The organism is Novosphingobium sp. Chol11, assembly GCF_945870625.1.
Lineage (GTDB): Bacteria > Pseudomonadota > Alphaproteobacteria > Sphingomonadales > Sphingomonadaceae > Novosphingobium.
The window spans coordinates 16969-35809 of the sequence record NZ_CAMBTS010000017.1 but is presented as its reverse complement, the minus strand read 5'-3'; the positions used below and the strand labels follow the sequence as shown (position 1 = coordinate 35809).

Annotated in this window: 18 protein-coding genes, 1 tRNA gene and 1 riboswitch; of the genes, 11 read left to right on the top strand and 8 right to left on the bottom strand. The window is 64.2% G+C overall.

Going from position 1 to position 18841, the window contains the following annotated elements; all coding sequences use genetic code 11:
* The coding region (locus Q0O40_RS05060; RefSeq protein WP_295527034.1) for an NTP transferase domain-containing protein at window positions 1-1025 on the bottom strand (1025 nt) is incomplete at its 3' end.
* A 61-nt stretch (window positions 1026-1086) separates the two neighbouring features.
* Between Q0O40_RS05060 and Q0O40_RS05055 the strand changes: the two genes are divergently transcribed.
* The 5 genes from Q0O40_RS05055 to Q0O40_RS05035 all read left to right on the top strand — a co-directional run bounded on the left by Q0O40_RS05055 (window position 1087) and on the right by Q0O40_RS05035 (window position 4336).
* Complete coding sequence (locus Q0O40_RS05055) at window positions 1087-1758, top strand: HAD family hydrolase (protein ID WP_295527032.1); 672 nt, start codon at window positions 1087-1089, stop codon at window positions 1756-1758.
* Window positions 1759-1826: 68 nt separating this feature from the next.
* A complete protein-coding gene (gene yghU, locus Q0O40_RS05050) occupies window positions 1827-2672 on the top strand; it encodes a glutathione-dependent disulfide-bond oxidoreductase (RefSeq protein ID WP_295527029.1) in 846 nt (281 codons plus the stop codon).
* Window positions 2673-2774: 102 nt separating this feature from the next.
* Window positions 2775-2849 (top strand) — tRNA-Gln (locus tag Q0O40_RS05045).
* Between the two features lie 52 nt (window positions 2850-2901).
* Window positions 2902-3165: a hypothetical protein gene (locus Q0O40_RS05040; RefSeq protein WP_295527026.1), complete on the top strand. Its 264-nt coding sequence runs from the start codon at window positions 2902-2904 to the stop codon at window positions 3163-3165.
* Between the two features lie 10 nt (window positions 3166-3175).
* On the top strand, window positions 3176-4336 hold the full coding sequence (locus tag Q0O40_RS05035; RefSeq protein ID WP_295527023.1) for an aminotransferase: 1161 nt from the start codon (window positions 3176-3178) through the stop codon (window positions 4334-4336).
* A 43-nt stretch (window positions 4337-4379) separates the two neighbouring features.
* On the opposite strand, the gene Q0O40_RS05030 is transcribed toward Q0O40_RS05035, so the two are convergent.
* The 4 genes from Q0O40_RS05030 to Q0O40_RS05015 all read right to left on the bottom strand — a co-directional run bounded on the left by Q0O40_RS05030 (window position 4380) and on the right by Q0O40_RS05015 (window position 9762).
* Window positions 4380-5408, bottom strand: coding sequence for a phytase (locus Q0O40_RS05030; protein ID WP_295527020.1), 1029 nt, complete (start codon window positions 5406-5408; stop codon window positions 4380-4382).
* Window positions 5408-7765, bottom strand: coding sequence for an outer membrane beta-barrel protein (locus tag Q0O40_RS05025; RefSeq protein WP_295527018.1), 2358 nt, complete (start codon window positions 7763-7765; stop codon window positions 5408-5410). The genes Q0O40_RS05030 and Q0O40_RS05025 overlap by 1 nt, the downstream gene beginning before the upstream one ends.
* A gap of 218 nt (window positions 7766-7983) precedes the next feature.
* On the bottom strand, window positions 7984-8142 hold the full coding sequence (locus Q0O40_RS05020; RefSeq protein ID WP_295527015.1) for a hypothetical protein: 159 nt from the start codon (window positions 8140-8142) through the stop codon (window positions 7984-7986).
* 24 nt (window positions 8143-8166) lie between these two features.
* Window positions 8167-9762, bottom strand: a complete 1596-nt coding sequence (locus tag Q0O40_RS05015; protein ID WP_295527012.1) for an isocitrate lyase — start codon at window positions 9760-9762, stop codon at window positions 8167-8169.
* A gap of 144 nt (window positions 9763-9906) precedes the next feature.
* Here Q0O40_RS05015 and Q0O40_RS05010 point away from each other — a divergent pair, with 144 nt between their 5' ends.
* Both Q0O40_RS05010 and Q0O40_RS05005 read left to right on the top strand, forming a co-directional pair.
* A complete protein-coding gene (locus Q0O40_RS05010) occupies window positions 9907-11301 on the top strand; it encodes a short-chain fatty acyl-CoA regulator family protein (RefSeq protein WP_295527010.1) in 1395 nt (464 codons plus the stop codon).
* 242 nt (window positions 11302-11543) lie between these two features.
* Window positions 11544-11647: riboswitch (glycine riboswitch) on the top strand.
* A 195-nt stretch (window positions 11648-11842) separates the two neighbouring features.
* Window positions 11843-13096, top strand: a complete 1254-nt coding sequence (locus Q0O40_RS05005; protein WP_295527007.1) for a D-amino acid dehydrogenase — start codon at window positions 11843-11845, stop codon at window positions 13094-13096.
* A 39-nt stretch (window positions 13097-13135) separates the two neighbouring features.
* On the opposite strand, the gene Q0O40_RS05000 is transcribed toward Q0O40_RS05005, so the two are convergent.
* From Q0O40_RS05000 to Q0O40_RS04990, 3 genes are read right to left on the bottom strand one after another with little or no spacing between them, the layout of a single operon-like run.
* Window positions 13136-13288 (bottom strand): DUF2474 domain-containing protein, encoded by a 153-nt coding sequence (locus Q0O40_RS05000; RefSeq protein WP_295527004.1) that lies wholly within the window; start codon window positions 13286-13288, stop codon window positions 13136-13138.
* Window positions 13275-14282, bottom strand: coding sequence for a cytochrome d ubiquinol oxidase subunit II (gene cydB, locus Q0O40_RS04995; protein ID WP_295527001.1), 1008 nt, complete (start codon window positions 14280-14282; stop codon window positions 13275-13277). The genes Q0O40_RS05000 and cydB overlap by 14 nt, the downstream gene beginning before the upstream one ends.
* Entirely contained in the window at window positions 14279-15718 is a 1440-nt protein-coding gene (locus Q0O40_RS04990; RefSeq protein WP_295526999.1) for a cytochrome ubiquinol oxidase subunit I, read from the bottom strand. Before Q0O40_RS04990 ends, cydB begins: the two co-directional genes overlap by 4 nt.
* 212 nt (window positions 15719-15930) lie before the next feature.
* On the opposite strand from Q0O40_RS04990, the gene Q0O40_RS04985 reads away from it, so the two are divergent.
* Genes Q0O40_RS04985 through Q0O40_RS04970 form a run of 4 tightly spaced genes read left to right on the top strand, consistent with a single transcriptional unit; the run spans window position 15931 to window position 18841 of the window.
* Window positions 15931-16455: a GNAT family N-acetyltransferase gene (locus tag Q0O40_RS04985; protein ID WP_295526997.1), complete on the top strand. Its 525-nt coding sequence runs from the start codon at window positions 15931-15933 to the stop codon at window positions 16453-16455.
* Window positions 16456-16478: 23 nt separating this feature from the next.
* Entirely contained in the window at window positions 16479-17051 is a 573-nt protein-coding gene (locus Q0O40_RS04980) for a DUF1285 domain-containing protein (protein WP_295526994.1), read from the top strand.
* Window positions 17052-17064: 13 nt separating this feature from the next.
* On the top strand, window positions 17065-17673 hold the full coding sequence (locus Q0O40_RS04975; protein WP_295526993.1) for a CoA pyrophosphatase: 609 nt from the start codon (window positions 17065-17067) through the stop codon (window positions 17671-17673).
* A complete protein-coding gene (locus tag Q0O40_RS04970) occupies window positions 17666-18841 on the top strand; it encodes a CCA tRNA nucleotidyltransferase (protein WP_295526991.1) in 1176 nt (391 codons plus the stop codon). The genes Q0O40_RS04975 and Q0O40_RS04970 overlap by 8 nt, the downstream gene beginning before the upstream one ends.

Here is an 18841-nt window from a genome sequence, read left to right as displayed (position 1 = left end):
CGCGCCGCCTTCACCTCGACGAAATTGCCGATCCGCGCGCCTTCTTCCAGCACCGCGCCGGGGCGCAGCCGCGCGAACGGGCCGACCGAGACGCCGCTTTCCAGCACCGCCCCCTCGATATGGCAGAACGCATGGATCACGACATTGTCGGCGACGGTCACGCCGGGGCCAAACACCACATTCTGCTCCACCGTGACATCGCGGCCCAGCACTGTGTCCCACGCAAACCACACCGTTTCGGGCGCGATCAGCGTCGCGCCATCGGCCATCGTGGCCAGCCGCCGCTTGGCCTGCCAGCGTGCTTCGGCCTCAGCCAATTCGGCGCGGCTGTTGATGCCGACCACCTCGTCCTCGTCATCGGTGACGACCACGGCGCAAGTCCGCCCATCGAGGCTGGCGATATTGACGATATCGGTCAGGTAATATTCGCCCGCCGCGTTCGCATTGGTGACCCGCGCCAGCAATGCGAACAGATCGGCCGCACGCACCGCCATCAGCCCGGAATTGCACAAGGTGCAGGCCCGCTCCTCTTGGCTCGCATCCTTGTACTCGACCATTTTGACGATCCGGCCATCGTCGTGCGCAATCACACGGCCATATTGCAGCGCGTCGGCCGGCTGAAAGCCCAGTACGACCACCGCCGGATCGTCCGGCTCATGCAGCCGCTCGATCATCGCGCGCATCGTTTCGGGGCGCACGAATGGCACGTCGCCATAGAGGATCAGCACATCGCCCGCGAATCCGGCCAGCGCGCCGCCAGCCTGTTGCACCGCATGGCCGGTGCCCAGCTGCGGCTCCTGCACCGCCAGTTCAGCGCTGCCCGCAAGCGCCGCTTCAAGCTGGTCGCGTCCGCTGCCGACCACGACAACCTTGCGCGCCGGATCTAGCTGATCAGCGCTGGCCAGCAAGTGCATCAACATCGGCCTCCCGGCGATCTTGTGGAGCACTTTGTGCAGGTCGCTTTTCATGCGGGTACCCTTGCCGGCGGCAAGAACGATCAGGGCGAGGGGTGCGGTTTCGGTCATGACGCCACCCTTGCCAGCATTTGCTTGCAGTTTCTAGAATGCCGCGTCACTGGCGCTGGGGATGCGCTCATTTCCTTTCGATATTGTCGGATTCGATCTCGACGGCACTTTGCTCGATACCTCGGCAGACTTGGGCCATGCGCTCAATCATGTGCTGACGACGATCGGGCGTCCCGCTGTGCCGATTGCCGAGGCACGCCGGTTTATCGGCGGCGGCACCGGGCAGATGCTGCGCGGCGCGCTGACCGCGAGCGGCGGGTTCGAAGAGGCCGATATCCCGGCGTGGCAGGACCAGATGATCGCGTATTACAAGCAGAACATCGCGCGCCATACCCGCCTGTTTCCGGGCGGCGAAGCGATGCTAGACGCGCTGGCCGCGCGGGGGGTAACGCTCGCCGTCGCCACCAACAAGCGCGAGGCGCTGGCCATGCAATTGTTCGAGGAGCTGGGCCTTGCCAGCCGCTTTGCGACGATCATCGGCGGCGATACGCTGGGCCTCGACAAGGCCAAGCCTGCGCCCGACATGCTGCACGAGATGGTTGCGCGCTGCGGCGGCGGGCGCGCAGCATTTGTCGGCGATACCACGTTCGATGTCGGCGCCGCGCGCGCCGCGCAGATGCCGGTGATCGCGGTGCGGTTCGGCTTTTGCGATTTGCCGCCCGATCGGCTTGGCGCGAACCGGGTGATCGATCATTTCGATGAATTGATCCCCGCGCTTGAGGCGCTTGGCTAAAGCGCGTCTTGCCCTTTGTCATCTGTCGATCCATCTAAACGCGGCAATGATCGCAGGAGCCAAAGCCGATGTCCGAAGATTACACCCCGCCCCCGGTCTGGATCTGGGACAAGGCCAATGGCGGCGCATTTGCCGGCGTCAACCGGCCTACGGCTGGCGCGCAGCGCGAAGGCGAACTGCCCGTCGGCCAGCATCCCTTCCAGCTCTATTCGCTGGGCACACCAAACGGCCAGAAGGCCACCATCATGCTCGAAGAATTGCTCGAACTGGGCATTGCCGAGGCCGAATATGATGCGTGGATGATCAAGATTTTCGAACAGGACCAGTTCACCACTGGCTTTGTCGGCATCAATCCCAATTCAAAAATCCCCGCGATGGTCGACCACAGCGGCCCTGAACCGATCCGGGTGTTCGAATCGGGCGCGATCATTCTGCATCTGGCGGAAAAATTCGGCAAATTTCTGCCTTCAGGCGGCAAGGAGCGCGCCGAGGTGCTCTCGTGGCTGTTCTGGCAGGTCGGCTCAGCGCCGTTCATCGGCGGCGGCTTCGGGCATTTCTATCACTACGCGCCGTTCAAGATCGAATACGCGATTGATCGCTATGCGATGGAAACCAAACGCCTGTTCGATGTCGCCAACAACCGCCTTAAGGAATCGCGCTTCCTTGGCGGGGACGACTATTCCATCGCCGATATCGCTACTTATCCTTGGCTCGGCGCGATCCATCGCGGCGATGCTTATGGCGATGCCGCGACCTTCCTCTCCATGCAGGAATACGAAGCGGTCGGGCGCTGGGTGGCCGAAATCGACGCCCGCCCTGGCGCGCAACGCGGCCGCATTGTCAACACCACCAAAGGCCCGCTCGAACGCCACGCGGCCAGCGATTTTGCCGCAGCAGCGCAGGCCGCGACGTAACCTGCGGGTTAACCCGGGTTTCAAGCTGTCCTTGGGGGGTACGATCCTTGCGGCGTGCCCCCTTTTCATCCGCAAATGCACCGCTATAAGCGCGCGACGCTTTGGGGCGTCGCCAAGTGGTAAGGCAGCGGCTTTTGATGCCGCCATCCGCAGGTTCGAATCCTGCCGCCCCAGCCAGCGCAGCGTCAGATTGCAGCCAGCGCAGCGCGCTTTGGCGAAACGGAGCATCATGACCGCCCCCATCCCGGAAAATGAAGCGCGCGAAATGTTTGCGCATTGCGTGCAAGTCTTGGGCGGGGTCACGGCCTCCTCGCGGCGGCTCGAAATAGACGAGCGCGCCATCCGCCGCTTCGTCAGCGGCGAACGTCCGTTGAACGCGGGCATCCTGACCGACACGGCCAAAGCGCTGCGCCGCCTCACCGCCGAAGCCGCGGTGGCGGAGGCGGACCTCGCGGCGCTGATCGGTGCGCAAACCCCGCCCGAGGCGCACTAGATTGCGGCCAATGCCGGGAATGAACCCTCTCTACACCGCGATGCCGACCACGGTGTTTGAACACATGTCGGGCCTCGCCCGTTCGCTGGGCGCGATCAATCTGGGGCAAGGTTTCCCTGATGAACCGCCACCGCCTGCGCTCTGCGCTGCGGTAGCAAAGGCGATGGCCGAACGCTCGCAGCACTATCCGCCCAGCGCTGGCGTGCCCGAACTGCGCGATGCGGTCGCAGCGTTTTATAGCCGCACGCAAGCGCTGCAGCTTGCGCGCGAACAGGTGATCATAACCTCGGGCGCGACTGAGGCACTGGCTGCTGCCGTGATGGCGGTGGTCTGCCCCGGCGACGAGGTGCTGCTGTTTGCGCCCGCCTACGATGCTTATGCCCCGCTGGTGCGCCGCGCGGGCGGGGAGCCGGTGTTCGTGCCGCTCGCGCCGCCGCGCTGGGCTTATCCCGCAGCCGCCATCGCCGCCGCGATCACCCCGCGCACCCGCGCGATCATGCTCAACGATCCGCTCAATCCCACTGGTTCGGTCGCCTCGGCTGAAGAACTGGCGATGCTCGCCCGGCTATGCTGCGCGCACGATCTGATCGCGATCTGCGACGAGGTCTGGGAAAACGTGCGCTTTGATGGCCAGCCGCACCGCTCCCTGCTCGCGGAACCGGGAATGGCGGCCCGCGCGATCAAGATCGGCTCGGCTGGCAAGATCTTCGGCGCAACCGGGTGGAAAGTCGGCTGGATGGTCGCCGCGCCCGAGATCGCCACTGTGCTGGCCAAAGCGCACCAGTTCCTGACCTTCACCACCCCGCCGATGCTGCAATGGGCGGTCGCCGAAGGGCTGGCCGACCCTGCCCTCGCGGCCGCCCTGCAAGCCGATTGGGCCGCGTCGCGCGCGGTGCTCAACAATGGCCTTGCCCGCGAAGGTTTCGCCGTGCTGGAAAACAGCGCAACCTGGTTTTCCTGCATCGATCTCGCCGCCAGCGGCATCGCGCTCGATGATGCAACCTTTAGCGACCGCGCAGTCCGCGAAGCAGGCGTCGCCTCGATCCCGCTCTCGGCGCTATGGGAAGGCGATGGCGCGCCGCTTGGGATCGTGCGCCTGTGCCACTGCAAACCGCCCGTGATGCTGGAGGAAGCGGCGGCGCGGCTGGCGCAGTGGCGCAAAAGCCTCTGAACCCGGGCTAACCCCGCCGCGCCCAAATCAGCATCCGTGGGCGCTATTGCAGCGCGCGCATCACGCTGCGCCAAGACACCAGCTTGAAGTTCTGCGCCGCCGGGGCATTGTCGCCGTCTTGCGCCACGAACAATCCCGCCGGGTAGCGCGGGCCAAAATTGCCGGGATGGAAGGCGATGCCGTCGGTTTCCTCGGTTGCCCCCAGCGCGCCCGCCGCAATGCGAAACCGGCCCGCCGGGCGCAAATCAGGCAACTGGAACAGCGCATAGGCGTTGTCCCCCTGGCTGGAAGCAATCAACCAGCCGCCGCGCCGCCCGAGGGGAGCCAAGGCCAGCCCCTCGACATCGGCAACAAGCTGCGTGCCATCGACCGCCGCGACCAGCTTTCCGCTGCGCGATCCGCCCGCGCGCGCGTCGAACGCCCAGATGCCGCGATCTTCTTCGCCGACGAACAGCGTCTGGCTGCGCGGATCGACCACGCAGCCCTCGGTCTGCGTCTCCAGCTTGAGCTGGCGCACGATCCGCCCGCGCGGCGCGGCAATGCCCCTGCCCACGCCCGCGCCCAGCCGGATCGCCACTTGCGCCACCGTGCCGTCTTTCAGCACCGAAAACGCATGCAGCCGCGCGCCGCGCCGCATCAGGCACACCCCATAAGCCTCGCCCGTGCCGCCGCTCACCGTGCCGAGCGGGATCAGCTTTTCGCGGCGCGTATCCAGCCGGTAAAGCCGCAGCCGCGCCGCCGCCAGATCATTGCGGTCGCTGGCAACCACAATGACCCCGGCGCGCCCCATCGGCAGCAGATCGACATTATTCAAACGTCCATCGGCCGAAAAATCGCGCGGTTTGCCATCAAGACCATAGACGTAGAGCCCGGCCTTCTTGTCGGTCGCTGCGATCAGGCTGCGCGATGGGCGGCGCGGATTGCGCCAGATCGCCGGATCGTCTGCCGCATCGGCCGCCGCCGTGCCCACCGGCACCGTTTCGCCCTGCGCCGCAACACTGACGGTCGCTGGCGCGGCCCCTGCCGAAACAGGCACCGCGCACAGCGCCGCGAGCAACCAGAGACGCCGCATCAAAAAGCGTATCGAGCGACGATCTGGAACACCGGCCCACCAGTTTCCGATTCAAGTTCATACTCATCGAAGCTGCGCGCGCGCTGATCGTCGATCGTGGTGAACTTGTTGAACACCTCGTCCTTGCTGCCATTGAGCAGGTTTGAGCCAACCGCCCTGAGCGTGAAGCTCTTGCCAAAGCGCTTTTCGATGAACACTTCGAGGTCGGCGCCATACGTGGTGCGAACTTCCTCGCCGACGAGGCGATCATAGGCCGGACCTTGCTTGCGATACGTCGCGCCGATCGTGCCGCCGATCTTGGGGAAGTTCTGGATCATGCCGAAGTTGTACACATACTTCGATTGGCCATTGAAGCGCCGCGTGCCGAAATCATCCCTAATGCTGCTCTGCATCAAGGTCAGGTTGCCGAAAATGCCGGTTTCGCGCAGGCCGATAAAGCCAAGGCTTGTTGAAAGATCGAATTCAACACCCCAAACTTCGCCGCTGCCGGTGTTACGGGGTTGCAGCACGAAGGTATTCTCGCCTTCAGAGCCTTCCACCCCGGTGTTGGCCACTTCGACGACATTCTTGATCGTGCGGTAAAACACGTTCGCCCCGATCACACCTGTCCGGCCGATACGATGCTCGTAGCCAAGATCACCGCCCCACGAAGATTCGGGGAGCAGCCTCGGGTTGCCCAGCAGATCGTTATCGCCAAGCTCGGCTTCCAGCAAAGCGGGCGAGATGAAATCGAAGCGCGGACGGCGCACAGTGCGCGCGACCGAGGCCGTGATCCGGCCCGCTCCCAAATCAACACGCACCGATGCCGATGGCAGCAGGAAGTCATACTTCACGCGCGACGAGGCATCTGCGGGATCGACCGTGAAATCGTCGATCCGCATCTCGGTGTTTTCCCAGCGGAGGCCCGCCTCAAACTTGAAGATCCCGCTCTTGCCCTCGATCAGGGCATAGAGGTCGCGGCGGTCTTCCTCGATCCGGTTAAATCCGCCTGGCGTCGGTTCGGGCGTATCGAACGGCGTGGCGAATTCATCGGGATTGTTGGTTGCCTGATTATAGCCGGAAAGATTGGCGGTCACGTTGAAGCGGTTGCGCAGTTCGGCAATGTTGGTTTTGCGGAACTTGTTTTGAACAAAACCGCCGACCGCGAGGGTGAGATTGCTACCAAGCCGGAACGATTGTTCCAGTTCACCAGAAAGTTCGGTATCGCGGAGCGCGCTCGTGGTGAAATCCCCCGTATAGCGCGGCCTGCTGCGATCAAAATCGATCTCGTGCTCAAACTCGCGCTGCGTATCCCGGAAGTTTGCGAAGCTAAGGCGGGCGGAAGTCTTGCCCCAATCCGTTTCATGGCTGAACTTGCTGGTCAGCGCCATGCTCTCCTGTTTGATGAACAGCGGGTTGAAGTTGTCGGTCAGCAGTGTGCCATCGGCATTCAGCCGAACGGGGCCTGTCGAGATCGCTGGGTCATTGAATTCGAACGAGCGCTCGATCTGTTCGCGATCTGTGCGCACATAGTTTCCGGCGATTTCAAACTTGGTGCCATCGCGCTCCATCGCCCAACTGATGTTGCCGGCGTAGTCGGTGCCGTTGCGCACATCAGACTGCTCTTCGCGGTTGTCGAAATCATCGGTCGCGAAATTCGGATTGTTTTCCGGCGAATCGCCGTAGCGCAAGCTCTTCTTCTTCTTCGGAGCATAGCGCCCCTGAACGTTGGCACCGATCAGCAACCGGCCCGGCCCAAGCTGCCCGCCGTAGTAGAGGCCGCCGCTGGGCTTGACCTTGCCATCATCGAAAAACAGGGCTCCGCCGCGGACATAGCCGCCATCCATCGTGAAGGCGTCGCGCAGAACAATGTTGAGCGTGCCGGCCACAGCATCACCAGTACGGCGCGCCGACGAGGAGCGGACGATTTCGACTTGCTTGACGAGCTCGGCCGGAACCCGGTCGAGGAAGAACGAGCGGTCGAAGCCCGCGCCGGGCACCCTGTCGCCGTTGATCAGGATCTGGGTATAGCCGGGATCAAGACCGCGCAGGCGCGCACCGTCGCTCTCAAGCACGTCGGACAGGAACGTGACCGATGGCACCCGTTTCAGCGCATCACCAGCGGTGAGCGGCTCGAAGCGGCGGAAGTACTCTTCGTCATAGACCAGCTTGGGCTCGACGCCTGCTTCGTCGCGGTTGCGAAAGCCTATCTCGGCCTGGACCACGATTTCGCGCGCGGCCCGGGTGGTTTCGTCAGCCATCTCGTCCGCTGCACCGTCGGCTGCTTGTGCAGTTGCGAAGGAAAGCGCGCTGCCAGCAAGGAACAAAGCACGGGCCACGACGCGGTAAGGGCGCACGCGGAAAAGTTTGCTGCTCATAACGAAAACCCCTGATCTCTCTTTGAAACTCGAGGTTCCTCTAAGCTCTTCACCTGACAAAAATGTGACAGATCCTCCACATCTTGCGGTTGACAATCATTCGCAACCACCTGCGGGCGACTTTTCCTCGCAAGTGCAAAAAGTTACGGCCCGCCGCACAAAATGCGACGGGCCAGATCTCCTCTCCAGGAAAGTTCCGATCGGGATACGCGTGGGCTCTAACGGCCCATCGCACTCCCGAGCCGGTGATAGAGATGCGAGAACTTCACCGACTCAGGTTTGTCCTCGATCTCCTTGAGGTAAAACAACACGGCTTCGCGCAGCAGCTTGAAGTCTTCGGTCGAAAGGACCGCGCGGGCGCGGGGTGGCTCTGACATGACGCTCTCCCTGCTCATCGCGCTTTACGCTGCAAACTGGTTCATCGTGTTGTGAACGCCGCCCGCTTTCAGCGCGGCTTCCCCGGCGAAGTACTCCTTGTGATCATCGCCAATGTCGCTGCCCGACATGTTCTGGTGCTTCACGCAGGCAATACCCTGGCGGATTTCTTGACGCTGCACGCCCTTCACATAGCCGAGCATGCCCGCCTCGCCGAAGTACTCGCGCGCCAGATTGTCGGTGCTGAGCGCGGCGGTGTGATACGTCGGCAGCGTGATCAGGTGGTGGAAGATCCCAGCCTGCGCTGCGGCGTCGCGTTGGAAGGTGCGGATGCGCTCGTCGGCTTCCGCGCCAAGCTCGGTGGCATCGTAATCCACGCTCATCAGACGGGCGCGGTCATAAGCGCTCACATCCTTGCCCGCTTCGACCCATGCGTCATAGACCTGCTGACGGAAATTGAGCGTCCAGTTGAAGCTGGGCGAGTTGTTGTACACCAGCTTGGCGTTGGGGATCACCTCGCGGATGCGGTTCACCATGCCGCCGATCTGGCCAATGTGCGGCTTTTCGGTTTCGATCCACAGCAGGTCCGCGCCGTTCTGCAGGCTGGTGATGCTGTCGAGCACGCAGCGGTCTTCGCCTGTGCCGGGGCGGAATTGAAACAGGTTCGAAGGCAGGCGCTTCGGCTTCATCAGCTTGCCGTCGCGGGTGATCAGCACATCGCCGTGGGTGATGCTCGCAGGATCAACTTCATCGCAATCGAGGAAGCTGTTGTACTGGTCGGCGATGTCGCCCGGCTCGCGGGTGAAGGCGATCTGCTTCGTCAGGCCAGCGCCGAGCGAGTCGGTGCGCGCCACGATCACGCCGTCATCGACGCCAAGCTCAAGGAACGCATAACGTACCGCGCGGATCTTCGCGAGGAAGTCCTCGTGCGGCACGGTGACTTTGCCATCCTGATGGCCGCACTGCTTTTCGTCCGAAACCTGATTTTCGATCTGGATGCAGCAAGCGCCCGCCTCGATGAACTTCTTGGCGAGAAGATAGGTCGCCTCGGCATTGCCGAAGCCCGCGTCGATATCGGCCACGATCGGCACGATATGCGTTTCGTAATGATCGATGTCGTGCTGGATCTTGGCGGACTTGACCTGATCGCCAGCGGTGCGCGCGGCATCCAGATCGCGGAACATCATGCCCAGTTCGCGCGCATCGGCCTGCTTGAGGAAGGTATAAAGCTCGGCGATCAGGTCCGAAACGCTGGTCTTCTCGTGCATCGACTGATCTGGCAGCGGGCCGAATTCGCTGCGCAACGCGGCGACCATCCAGCCCGAAAGATAGAGATAACGGCCCTTGGTCGTGCCGAAATGCTTCTTGATCGAAATCATCTTCTGCTGGCCGATAAAGCCGTGCCAGCACCCCAGCGACTGCGTGTACTCTGCCGGATCGGCGTCATAGGCGGCCATGTCGGCGCGCATGATCTTCGCGGTGTAGCGCGCGATATCGAGGCCCGAATGGAACCGGTTCTGCAGCCGCATCCGCGCCACCGATTCCGCTTCGATGCCAGTCCAAGTGGTGGCAAAAGGCGCGATGGCCGTTCCGGCGCTGTGAATGGTCTGCTGATAGTTCATGTCGTGTCGCTTTCATGGAAAGGCGCTGAGTGTAGCCCGCCACTAGGCGCGGGCGCAGCTCTGCGAAATCCGCAGCAGGGTCGTGTTGTCAAACATTACAGATAATGCTTGTAAAGTTGTACAGGCTTGACAAGATGACGTGTCATGACTGCACGACCGCTCTATCTTGGCCCGCGCATCAAGCGCCTGCGCCGCGAACTCGGCCTCACCCAGGCCGCGATGGCCGAAGAGCTCGCGATTTCACCCAGCTATATCGCCCTGATTGAGCGCAACCAGCGCCCGCTCACTGCCGATCTGCTGCTCCGGCTGGCGCGGTCTTACAAGCTTGATATGGCCGAACTCGCCGCCGACGACCGCGATGATTATGCCCGCCGCCTCGCCGCGGTGCTGCGCGATCCGATCTTTGCCGAGATCGATCTGCCCCCGCTCGAAGTGGCCGATGTCGCCACCAGCTTTCCCGGCATGACCGAGGCGATGCTGCGGCTGCACGGTGCCTATGTGCGCGAGCAACAGGCGCTGGCGGGCCTGCGCGGCGGCGGCGGCGGCGCGCTGGCGAACGATCCGGTGGGCGAGGCGCGGGCCTTCATCGCGCAACATCGCAACCACTTCGCGCCGATCGACACGCGCGCCGAAGCGCTGGCCGCCGAAATCGACAGCAGTGGCGGCGCGGCGGAATGGCTGCGCAAGCAGGGCGTGCGCGTCCGTTCACTGCCCGGCGATGTGATGATGGGCGCGGTCCGCCGCTATGACCGGCACGGCGAGCAATTGCTGCTCGATGATGCCCTGCCCGCCGCCAGCCGCGCCTTCCAGATCGCGCTGCATATCGCCTACAGCGCCTTGAACGGCGAAATCGCCGCGATGGTGCGCGGGGCCAGTTTCGCCAGCAAGACCGCCGCCAGTCTCGTGCGGCGTACGCTTGCCGGTTATGGCGCGGCGGCGCTGATGATGCCCTATGGCCGCTTTGCTCGCGCGGCGGAGGACTGCGCTTATGATATCGAAGCGCTCGCCGGGCAGTTCGGCGCGGGCTTCGAGCAGGTTGCCCACCGCCTCACCACGCTGGGCCGCCCGGGGCAGGAGGGCGTGCCGTTCTTCTTCATCCGGGTCGACGCGGCGGGCAATGTGTCGAAGCGGTTCGATGGCGCGGGCTTCCCCTTTGCCGCGCATGGCGGGGCCTGCCCGCTGTGGCGGCTGCACAACGTGTTTCGCATGCCCGGCGAAATCGCCAGCCAGTGGCTCGAATTGCCCGATGGCCAGCGCTTTTTCTCGATCCTGCGCACCGTCGTCGCGGGCGGCGGCGGCTTTCACCGCCCGCGCACCACCCGCGCCATCGCGCTCGCGTGCGCCGCCGAACACGCGCCGCGTCTGATCTACGCGCGCGGCCAAGACCCCCGCACTGCCGACGCCACCCCCATCGGCATCGCCTGCCGCCTGTGCAACCGCGCCGGCTGCATCGCTCGCGCCGAACCCCCGCTCGGCCGCGACATCCTGCCGGACGACTACCGCCGGGGCGCAGAGCCGTTCAGCTTTGCGGAGAGTTGAAGGCGAAACGATTACTTTGGGCCAAGCCGATCTCAACTCCGTGAAAAAATTGGCGTTGCAGAAATAGGCTGGGCAATACCGAATTACCCAATGGACGAACCACCTTCGCTCGTGCAAAAGATTTATGGTGCGATGCAGTTCACGCCGATCGACGGGAACTGGGCGCCCACAACAACTGCCCCTTGCAAACGCCTCTTGCAATCGGCCCTTGGCAGGAAGGAGCTCTTTCAAGCACTTGTCTTATTGACCGCATGGGAGAGCCCGGATGAAACCTACGGGTTGCGATCCGGCACCGAAGGAGCAACCCCCCAGGAAACTCTCAGGCACCAGAAACCGTGTGGTCTTGACACTCTGGAGAGTGGTGGCGTCTGTTTGTTTGGCCATCCGCCGACGGAGAAAGCCCTGACTTTGGTTGCCGGCAAAGCCGCAGGCGTTCCAGATGGGTCAAGCTCTCAGGCACAAGCGACAGAGATGGGGAAATGACGCCGCGCCGGATCCCGTGATCCGGCCACTACGCTTTTCACCCACAGGAGCACAGCTCATGTCGCATATCGCTGTTATCGGCGCCGGGATCACCGGCATTACCACGGCCCACGCGCTTCTCGAACGTGGCCACACCGTCACCGTCATCGATCGCCAACCCATGCCCGCCATGGAAACCTCGTTTGCCAATGGCGGCCAGCTTTCTGCCAGCAACGCCGAAGTCTGGAATTCGGCGGCCACCGTGTTCAAGGGCTTGCGCTGGATGGCCCGGCGCGATGCGCCGCTTCTGCTCAATCCCCGGCCCGGTTGGCACAAATATTCATGGCTCGCGGAATTTCTGGGTGCCATCCCCCGCCATGATATCAACACCGTTGAAACCGTGCGGCTGGCCATCGCGGCGCGCCAGCATCTTTTCGATATCGCCGCGCGCGAAGGGATCGATTTCGACTGCGAAACCCTCGGGATACTCCATATCTATCGCAACGAAGCCAGCTTTACCGGTGCGGCGCGCGGCAATGCACTGGTGCGCCAGGGCGGGCTTGATCGCTATCAGGTCACGCCCGAAGAAATGCGCGCCATCGATCCAACGTTGTCCGGCCCCTTGTATGGCGGTTATTTCACCCCGTCAGATTCGACCGGCGACATCTGCAAGTTCACCCGCGGTCTTGCAGCCGCCTGCGTGCGGAGGGGCGCGGTGTTGCACCTCGACCGGACGGTGCAGGCAATCACGGCCAACGAACACGGCGTGACGATTACTACCTCGAGCTTGCGCGATCCGCGCGCCGAAGACGTTCAGAATTTCGGCGCTGCGGTCATTTGCGCTGGTGTCGGCAGCCGCCGCCTTGCCGCGATGGTCGGCGACCGGGTCAATGTCTACCCGGTCAAAGGGTATTCGATCACCGTGATGCTGCGCGATTCGGCAAGCCAGGCCGCTGCACCGTGGGTCAGCCTGCTTGACGAAGATTCAAAGATCGTCACGTCCCGGCTTGGCGCGGACCGCTTTCGCGTGGCGGGCACAGCAGAGTTCAATGGCGAGAACCGGGATATCCGGGCCGACCGGATCGCCCCGCTGGTCGATTGGGTGCGCCAGCTTTTTCCCGGCGTCAGTGTGGGCGAAGTGCTGCCTTGGGCAGGATTGCGCCCGATGCTTCCCGATATGATGCCACGTGTGGGCGCGGGGCGCGGGCGTCATGTGTTTTACAACACCGGACACGGGCATCTTGGCTGGACGCTCAGCGCTGTCACCGCGCAGATGATTTCCGCGACCATCGACCAGTCGCTGATGGCGCAGACCGGCAGCAACGCGGCGTAATCAGGACTCCAGGTCCGGCTTGGCAGAGCCGGCCTGGGGTCACCCCTTCAACCAAACCTTGATCACCATCGCCACCGCGCCCAGCACCGCGATGCTCATTGCCCAGATCGCGGCCATCCACGCCAGCCGCCGCCACAGCGGGGTGGCTTCGGCGCGTTCGGCGCCGCTCAGCTGCGGGTCAATGATAGCCATGCGTGCCCACTTTCCCGCGAAATACCCAATAGGCCCAGCCGGTGTAGGCAAGGATCAGCGGCATCACCAAAGCAACCCCGATCAGCATGAACATCTGGCTGCGTTCGGGCGCGGCGGCCTCCCAGATGGTCACCGATTGCGGCACGACATAGGGCCACATCGAGACGCCAAGGCCAATCGCGCCGAGCACGAACAATGCCAGCGCCAGCAAGAACGAACGCGCCGCACGCCGCTCGCTCAGCCCCTTGAGCAGCAGCACCGCGACCAGCCCGGTGACAGCAGGCACAGGCAAAAGATACCACAGCAGCGGCGCGGCAAACCAGCGCTGGAAATACTGCGCGGCGAGAAACGGCGTGGCGAGGCTGACCGCCGCCATCAGCGCCAGCGTGGTCAGCGCGGCGAGGCGGGCGTGGCCATAGGCGCGAGTCTCGGCGCTGCCCTCTGTCTTCAGCGCCAGATAGCACGCGCCGAGCAGCGCATAGCCGCAAACCACACACACGCCGGTCATCAACGAATAGGGCGAGAGCCAGCTCAGCCAGTCGCCATCATAGGCGCGGCCAACGACATGGATGCCCTGCAGCAAAGCGCCCAGAACCACGCCTTGCGAAAATGCTGCGACCAGCGATCCGCCGAAGAACGCCATGTCCCAGAATGCACGGTGGCTGGGGTCGCGCCAACGAAACTCGAACGCAACACCGCGAAAGACGAGGCCCAGCATCATCGCCATGATCAGCGGATAGGTCGCGGGCAGGATGATCGCATAAGCGAGCGGAAACGCGGCAAACAGCCCGCCGCCGCCCAGCACCAGCCAGGTCTCGTTGCCATCCCATACCGGCGCGATGGAGTTCATCGCCTGATCGCGCTCCTCGCCGGGGCGATAGAACGGAAACAGGATGCCGATGCCCAGGTCGAAACCATCCATCACCACATACATCAGCACCGCAAAGGCAATGATGAACGCCCAGATCGTGGTGAGGTCCGCGCCCATGATCATGCCACATGCCCTTGCGGCATGGTGCCGATCTCCGCATTGCCCTGCGCCGGGCCGGGGGTGATCCCGGCGGCGCGCACCGGCGCTTCGCCCAGTTCCTCAAGCCCGCCTTCGTGCGGATGCGGCGCGGTGGCCATCAGTTTGAGCAAGTACCAGATACCAACGCCGAACACCGCGCAATAGACCAGCACGAACGCGACCAATGAGGCAGCGACCGCAGGCGCAGCAATCGGGCTAGCGCTCTGCGCGGTGGTGAGCAGGCCATAGACGGTGTAGGGCTGGCGGCCGACTTCGGTGGTGCACCAGCCGGCGATCACCGCGATGATGCCCGACGGCCCCATCACCAACGCGGCGCGGTGCAGCCAGCGCCACGTGTAAAGCGCCTTGTTGGCCCGCGCGATCAGGCTCCAGATGCCGAGGCCCAGCATCGCCATGCCAATGCCGACCATGATCCGGAACGACCAGAACACGATGGCGACGGGCGGGCGCTTGTCGGGCGCGATGGTGTCGAGCCCCTTCAACGGCGCGTTCATGTCGTGCTTGAGGATGAGGCTCGATGCCTTGGGAATGCCGATGGCATAATCGAGCTGCTGGGTCTTGTCGTTGGGAATGCCGAACAGATAGAGCGGCGCGCCTTCGGGGTGTGATTGGAAATGCCCCTCCATCGCCATCACTTTGGCCGGCTGATACTCCAGCGTATTGAGCCCGTGCTCGTCGCCGGCAATGATCTGGATCGGCGCGACGATCGCCGCCATCCACATCGCCATCGAAAACATCTTCCGCGCATGCGGCTTCGTGCTGTCCTTGAGCAAGTGCCACGCGCCCACCGCGCCCACCACAAACGCGGTGGTGAGATAAGCCGCGATCACTGTGTGGACGAGGCGGTAAGGAAAGCTGGGGTTGAAAATGATCGCCAGCCAGCTTGGCCCCGGCACGAATTGGCCATTGGGGGCGATTTCAAAGCCGGTCGGCGTCTGCATCCACGAATTGACCGAGATGATCCAGAATGCCGAGACGAACGTGCCCAGCGCCACCATCAAGGTCGCGGCATAGTGCGGACCGCGCCCCACTTTGCCCATGCCGAACAGCATGACGCCCAGAAAGCCCGCCTCCAGAAAGAACGCGGTGAGCACTTCGTAAGCCATCAACGGCCCGATCACGCCGCCCACCTTGTCGGAAAAAACCGACCAGTTGGTGCCGAACTGGTATGACATGACCAGCCCCGAAACCACGCCCATCGCGAACGTGACCGAGAAGATCTTCAGCCAATAGCGAAACAAGTCGAGGTACAGTTCCTTGCCAGTCTTGAGCCAGAGCCCCTCAAGCACCGCCAGATAACTCGCCAGTCCGATCGAGATCGACGGAAAGACGAAATGAAAGCTCACCGTGAAAGCAAACTGCATCCGCGCCAAAGTAAGTGCGTCAAGACCGAATATCACCGGCGTGCTCCAAACTGGGGGACGACTCACATTCGTCCGCCACTGGGCTAGAACTTCACCAAACTGACTGCCAGTGCGATTGTTCCTCTCTCGCATGCAAAAAGTGCAATCACCCCTCGGGCAGAGCGGCTGCCGCGCAAGCCTTCGTGCGGCTTGCCGGGCGGAGGCCGCGCCGCTATCCGCACGGTCACCTCATCAGAAAGCGCTCCATCTTGGCCACGATCATTCCGATTGCCGATGTCGATCCTGCCTTGGTCGAAGAACTGCTCGATGCAGCGTTCGAACCAGCGCGCCGGGGGCGCACCGCATACAAAGTGCGCGAGGGGATGGAATGCCTCGCCGCGCTTTCGTTTGCAGTGCTGGACGAGGATCAGATGCTCGTTGGCACGATCCAGTGCTGGCCCATCGCGCTCACCGCGCCGGGCAATGGCCATTCAGCAGGCCGCGCCTATCCGATGATCATGGTCGGGCCGGTCGCGGTGCTGCCTGCGCTCCACGGCGAAGGCTACGGCAAGGCGCTGATGACCGCCAGCCTCACCGCGATCGATCCGCGCGCGCCGCTGCCGCAAGTGCTGATCGGCGATCCGGAATATTACGAGCGCTTCTTTGGCTTCAGCGCGGCGCATACCGGCGGATGGCAGCTTCCCGGCCCGTTCGAGCCGCACCGTCTGCTCTGCCGCACCGCTGTTCCGGAATTGCTTCCGCCAGAAGGCATGCTGGGCCCTTGGCGCAAGTGACCTGATCTGGCATCGCGTTTGCCGTGCCCTACGAACCGCCTCCTGCCCTCGCCTCGCTCTCGCTCGCCGAGCTGACCGCTCTGGCTGACGGGCGCGATCAGCCGCCGCTCGAAAAATGGGCGCCCCAGCGCACCGGCGACAGCGAGATGCGCATTGCCGCCGATGGCGCGTGGTTTCATCAAGGCGGGCGGATCACCCGCCCGGCGATGGTCCGCGCCTTTGCCCGGCTCATCATGCGCGATGCGGCGGGGCAGCACTGGCTGGTCACGCCGGCCGAGCGGCTGACAATCGCGGTCGACGATGCCGCCTTCATCGCCATCGACATGGAAGCGCGCACCGATGAGCGCGGCGCGCCGGTTCTGGCGTTTCAGCTCAACACCGATGATCTGCTGCTGCTCGGGCCGGATCATCGCTTGCGCGTCGGCGGCAGCGCCGATCAGCCCGCCTTCTATCTGGCGGTGCGCCATGGGGCCGAGGCGCGGCTCAATCGCAGCACATATGGCCAGCTTATCGATCATGCGCTCGCCGTGTCCGCTCCCGATGCGCTGGCGGTGGAAAGCCTGGGGCAACGTTTTGCGCTGGTGCCGCCCGCATGATGGTGCCTCCCGCATGAACTCGCCGCTGCTGGCGCGCCTTACCACGCTGTTCGAGGAAGGCCACCGCGCCCCGGCCGCACCGGTTTACGAGGACTGGCGCGCGGCGGCGGGCACGGCGATGCGCGCCGCCGCCGTGCTGATCGCGGTGACCGACCGCAGGGCCCATGCCGATGGCCCCGGCGTGCTGATGATCCACCGCCCCTCGCACATGCGCGCGCATCCGGGGCAGGCGGCGTTTCCGGGCGGCAAGATCGATCCCGGCGAAACTCCGATTGAGGCCGCACTGCGCGAAGCGAACGAGGAACTGGGCATCGATGCCGCCGATGTGCGCGTGATCGGCGCGACCGACGAGTATCGCACCGGCACCGGCTATCTGATCACCCCGGTGCTGGCGGTTGTGCCCGATGACTTGGCGCTGCGGCCCAATCCGGCCGAAGTCGCCGCGTGGTTCGAGCCGCCGCTCGGCTTTCTGCTCGATCCGGCCAACCAGACAAGCCACAGCGGCGAATGGAATGGCCGCAAAGGCAGCTACATCGAAATCCTGTGGCGCGAGCACCGCGTCTGGGGCGTCACCGCCGGGATCATCGCCAACCTGACCCAGCGGCTGGGCTACCATGGCTGAACGCCTGCCCGCCGCCGACTGGACGCAGCGCGCCGATCTGGCCGCGCTGATCGCCGCGCTCGATCCTGAGAGCCAGGGCCTGTGCCGCTATGTCGGCGGCGCAGTGCGCGATACCTTGCTGGGGCTGACCGTCGCGGATATCGACATCGCGACCCAGCTTTTGCCCGACGAGGTGCTCGCACGGCTGAAAGCGGCGGGGATCAAGGCGGTGCCCACCGGTCTTGCCCACGGCACGATCACCGCCGTGATCGCGGGCGGCCCGGCGGAAATCACCACCTTGCGCCGCGACGTTTCCACCGATGGCCGCCACGCCACCGTCGCCTTTTCGAGCGACTGGCAAGAGGACGCCGCGCGGCGCGACTTCACGATCAACGCGCTTTCTGCCGATCCGCGCGATCTATCCATCCATGATTACTTCGGCGGCCTTGCCGATCTGACGGCGCGGCGGGTGCGCTTTATCGGCGCAGCGGAAGCGCGCATCGCCGAGGATTACTTGCGCATCCTGCGCTATTTCCGCTTTCAGGCGCGGTTTGGCTCGCTGCCTGCCGATGCCGAGGCAGAAGCCGCCTGCGCGCGGCTCGCCCCCGGCATGAAGGGCCTCTCACGCGAGCGGATCGGCTGGGAACTGCTCAATCTGCTCGGTTTGCCAGATCCAGCCGCCACCGCGCAGCGCATGGCGCAGCTTGGCGTGCTCGCGCAGATCCTGCCCGAGGCGGACCCCGCGCCCCTGCCTGCGCTCATCGCCGCCGAACAGCGCGCAGCGGCCGCGCCCGATGCGCTGCGCCGCCTCGCCGCGATGCTGCCGCCCGATCCTGACCTCGCCGGGCTGGTCGGTGCGCGGCTGCGGCTCTCGATCAACCAGCGCAAGCGGCTGGCGCTGGCGGTCGTGCGCGCCGAACCAGACGCAAACGCGCGCGCGCTGGCGTATCAGGTCGGCCGGGAAGCCGCGAGCGACCGGTTGCTCATCGCTGGAGGCGATCTAGCGCCGCTGGCAGGCTGGGAGGTTCCGCGCTTCCCGCTCAAAGGCGGCGCAATCGTGGCGCGCGGCATCAGCGCCGGGCCGGATGTGGCGCGCATCCTGCGCGCGGTGGAAAGCCGTTGGGTCGCCGAAGGTTTTCCTGATGCGGCACGGTTGGGTGATCTGCTCGGTGAAGAACTGACCGCCTAA

Excerpts from the sequence above, each read along its gene's own strand:
- Q0O40_RS05055 (WP_295527032.1), top strand. The coding sequence starts at position 1,087 with ATGCGCTCATTTCCTTTCGATATTGTCGGATTCGATCTCGACGGCACT.
- yghU (WP_295527029.1), top strand. The coding sequence starts at position 1,827 with ATGTCCGAAGATTACACCCCGCCCCCGGTCTGGATCTGGGACAAGGCC.
- Q0O40_RS05040 (WP_295527026.1), top strand. The coding sequence starts at position 2,902 with ATGACCGCCCCCATCCCGGAAAATGAAGCGCGCGAAATGTTTGCGCAT.
- Q0O40_RS05035 (WP_295527023.1), top strand. The coding sequence starts at position 3,176 with ATGCCGGGAATGAACCCTCTCTACACCGCGATGCCGACCACGGTGTTT.
- Q0O40_RS05030 (WP_295527020.1), bottom strand. The coding sequence starts at position 5,408 with ATGCGGCGTCTCTGGTTGCTCGCGGCGCTGTGCGCGGTGCCTGTTTCG.
- Q0O40_RS05025 (WP_295527018.1), bottom strand. The coding sequence starts at position 7,765 with ATGAGCAGCAAACTTTTCCGCGTGCGCCCTTACCGCGTCGTGGCCCGT.
- Q0O40_RS05020 (WP_295527015.1), bottom strand. The coding sequence starts at position 8,142 with ATGTCAGAGCCACCCCGCGCCCGCGCGGTCCTTTCGACCGAAGACTTC.
- Q0O40_RS05015 (WP_295527012.1), bottom strand. The coding sequence starts at position 9,762 with ATGAACTATCAGCAGACCATTCACAGCGCCGGAACGGCCATCGCGCCT.
- Q0O40_RS05010 (WP_295527010.1), top strand. The coding sequence starts at position 9,907 with ATGACTGCACGACCGCTCTATCTTGGCCCGCGCATCAAGCGCCTGCGC.
- Q0O40_RS05005 (WP_295527007.1), top strand. The coding sequence starts at position 11,843 with ATGTCGCATATCGCTGTTATCGGCGCCGGGATCACCGGCATTACCACG.
- Q0O40_RS05000 (WP_295527004.1), bottom strand. The coding sequence starts at position 13,288 with ATGGCTATCATTGACCCGCAGCTGAGCGGCGCCGAACGCGCCGAAGCC.
- cydB (WP_295527001.1), bottom strand. The coding sequence starts at position 14,282 with ATGATCATGGGCGCGGACCTCACCACGATCTGGGCGTTCATCATTGCC.
- Q0O40_RS04975 (WP_295526993.1), top strand. The coding sequence starts at position 17,065 with ATGAACTCGCCGCTGCTGGCGCGCCTTACCACGCTGTTCGAGGAAGGC.
- Q0O40_RS04970 (WP_295526991.1), top strand. The coding sequence starts at position 17,666 with ATGGCTGAACGCCTGCCCGCCGCCGACTGGACGCAGCGCGCCGATCTG.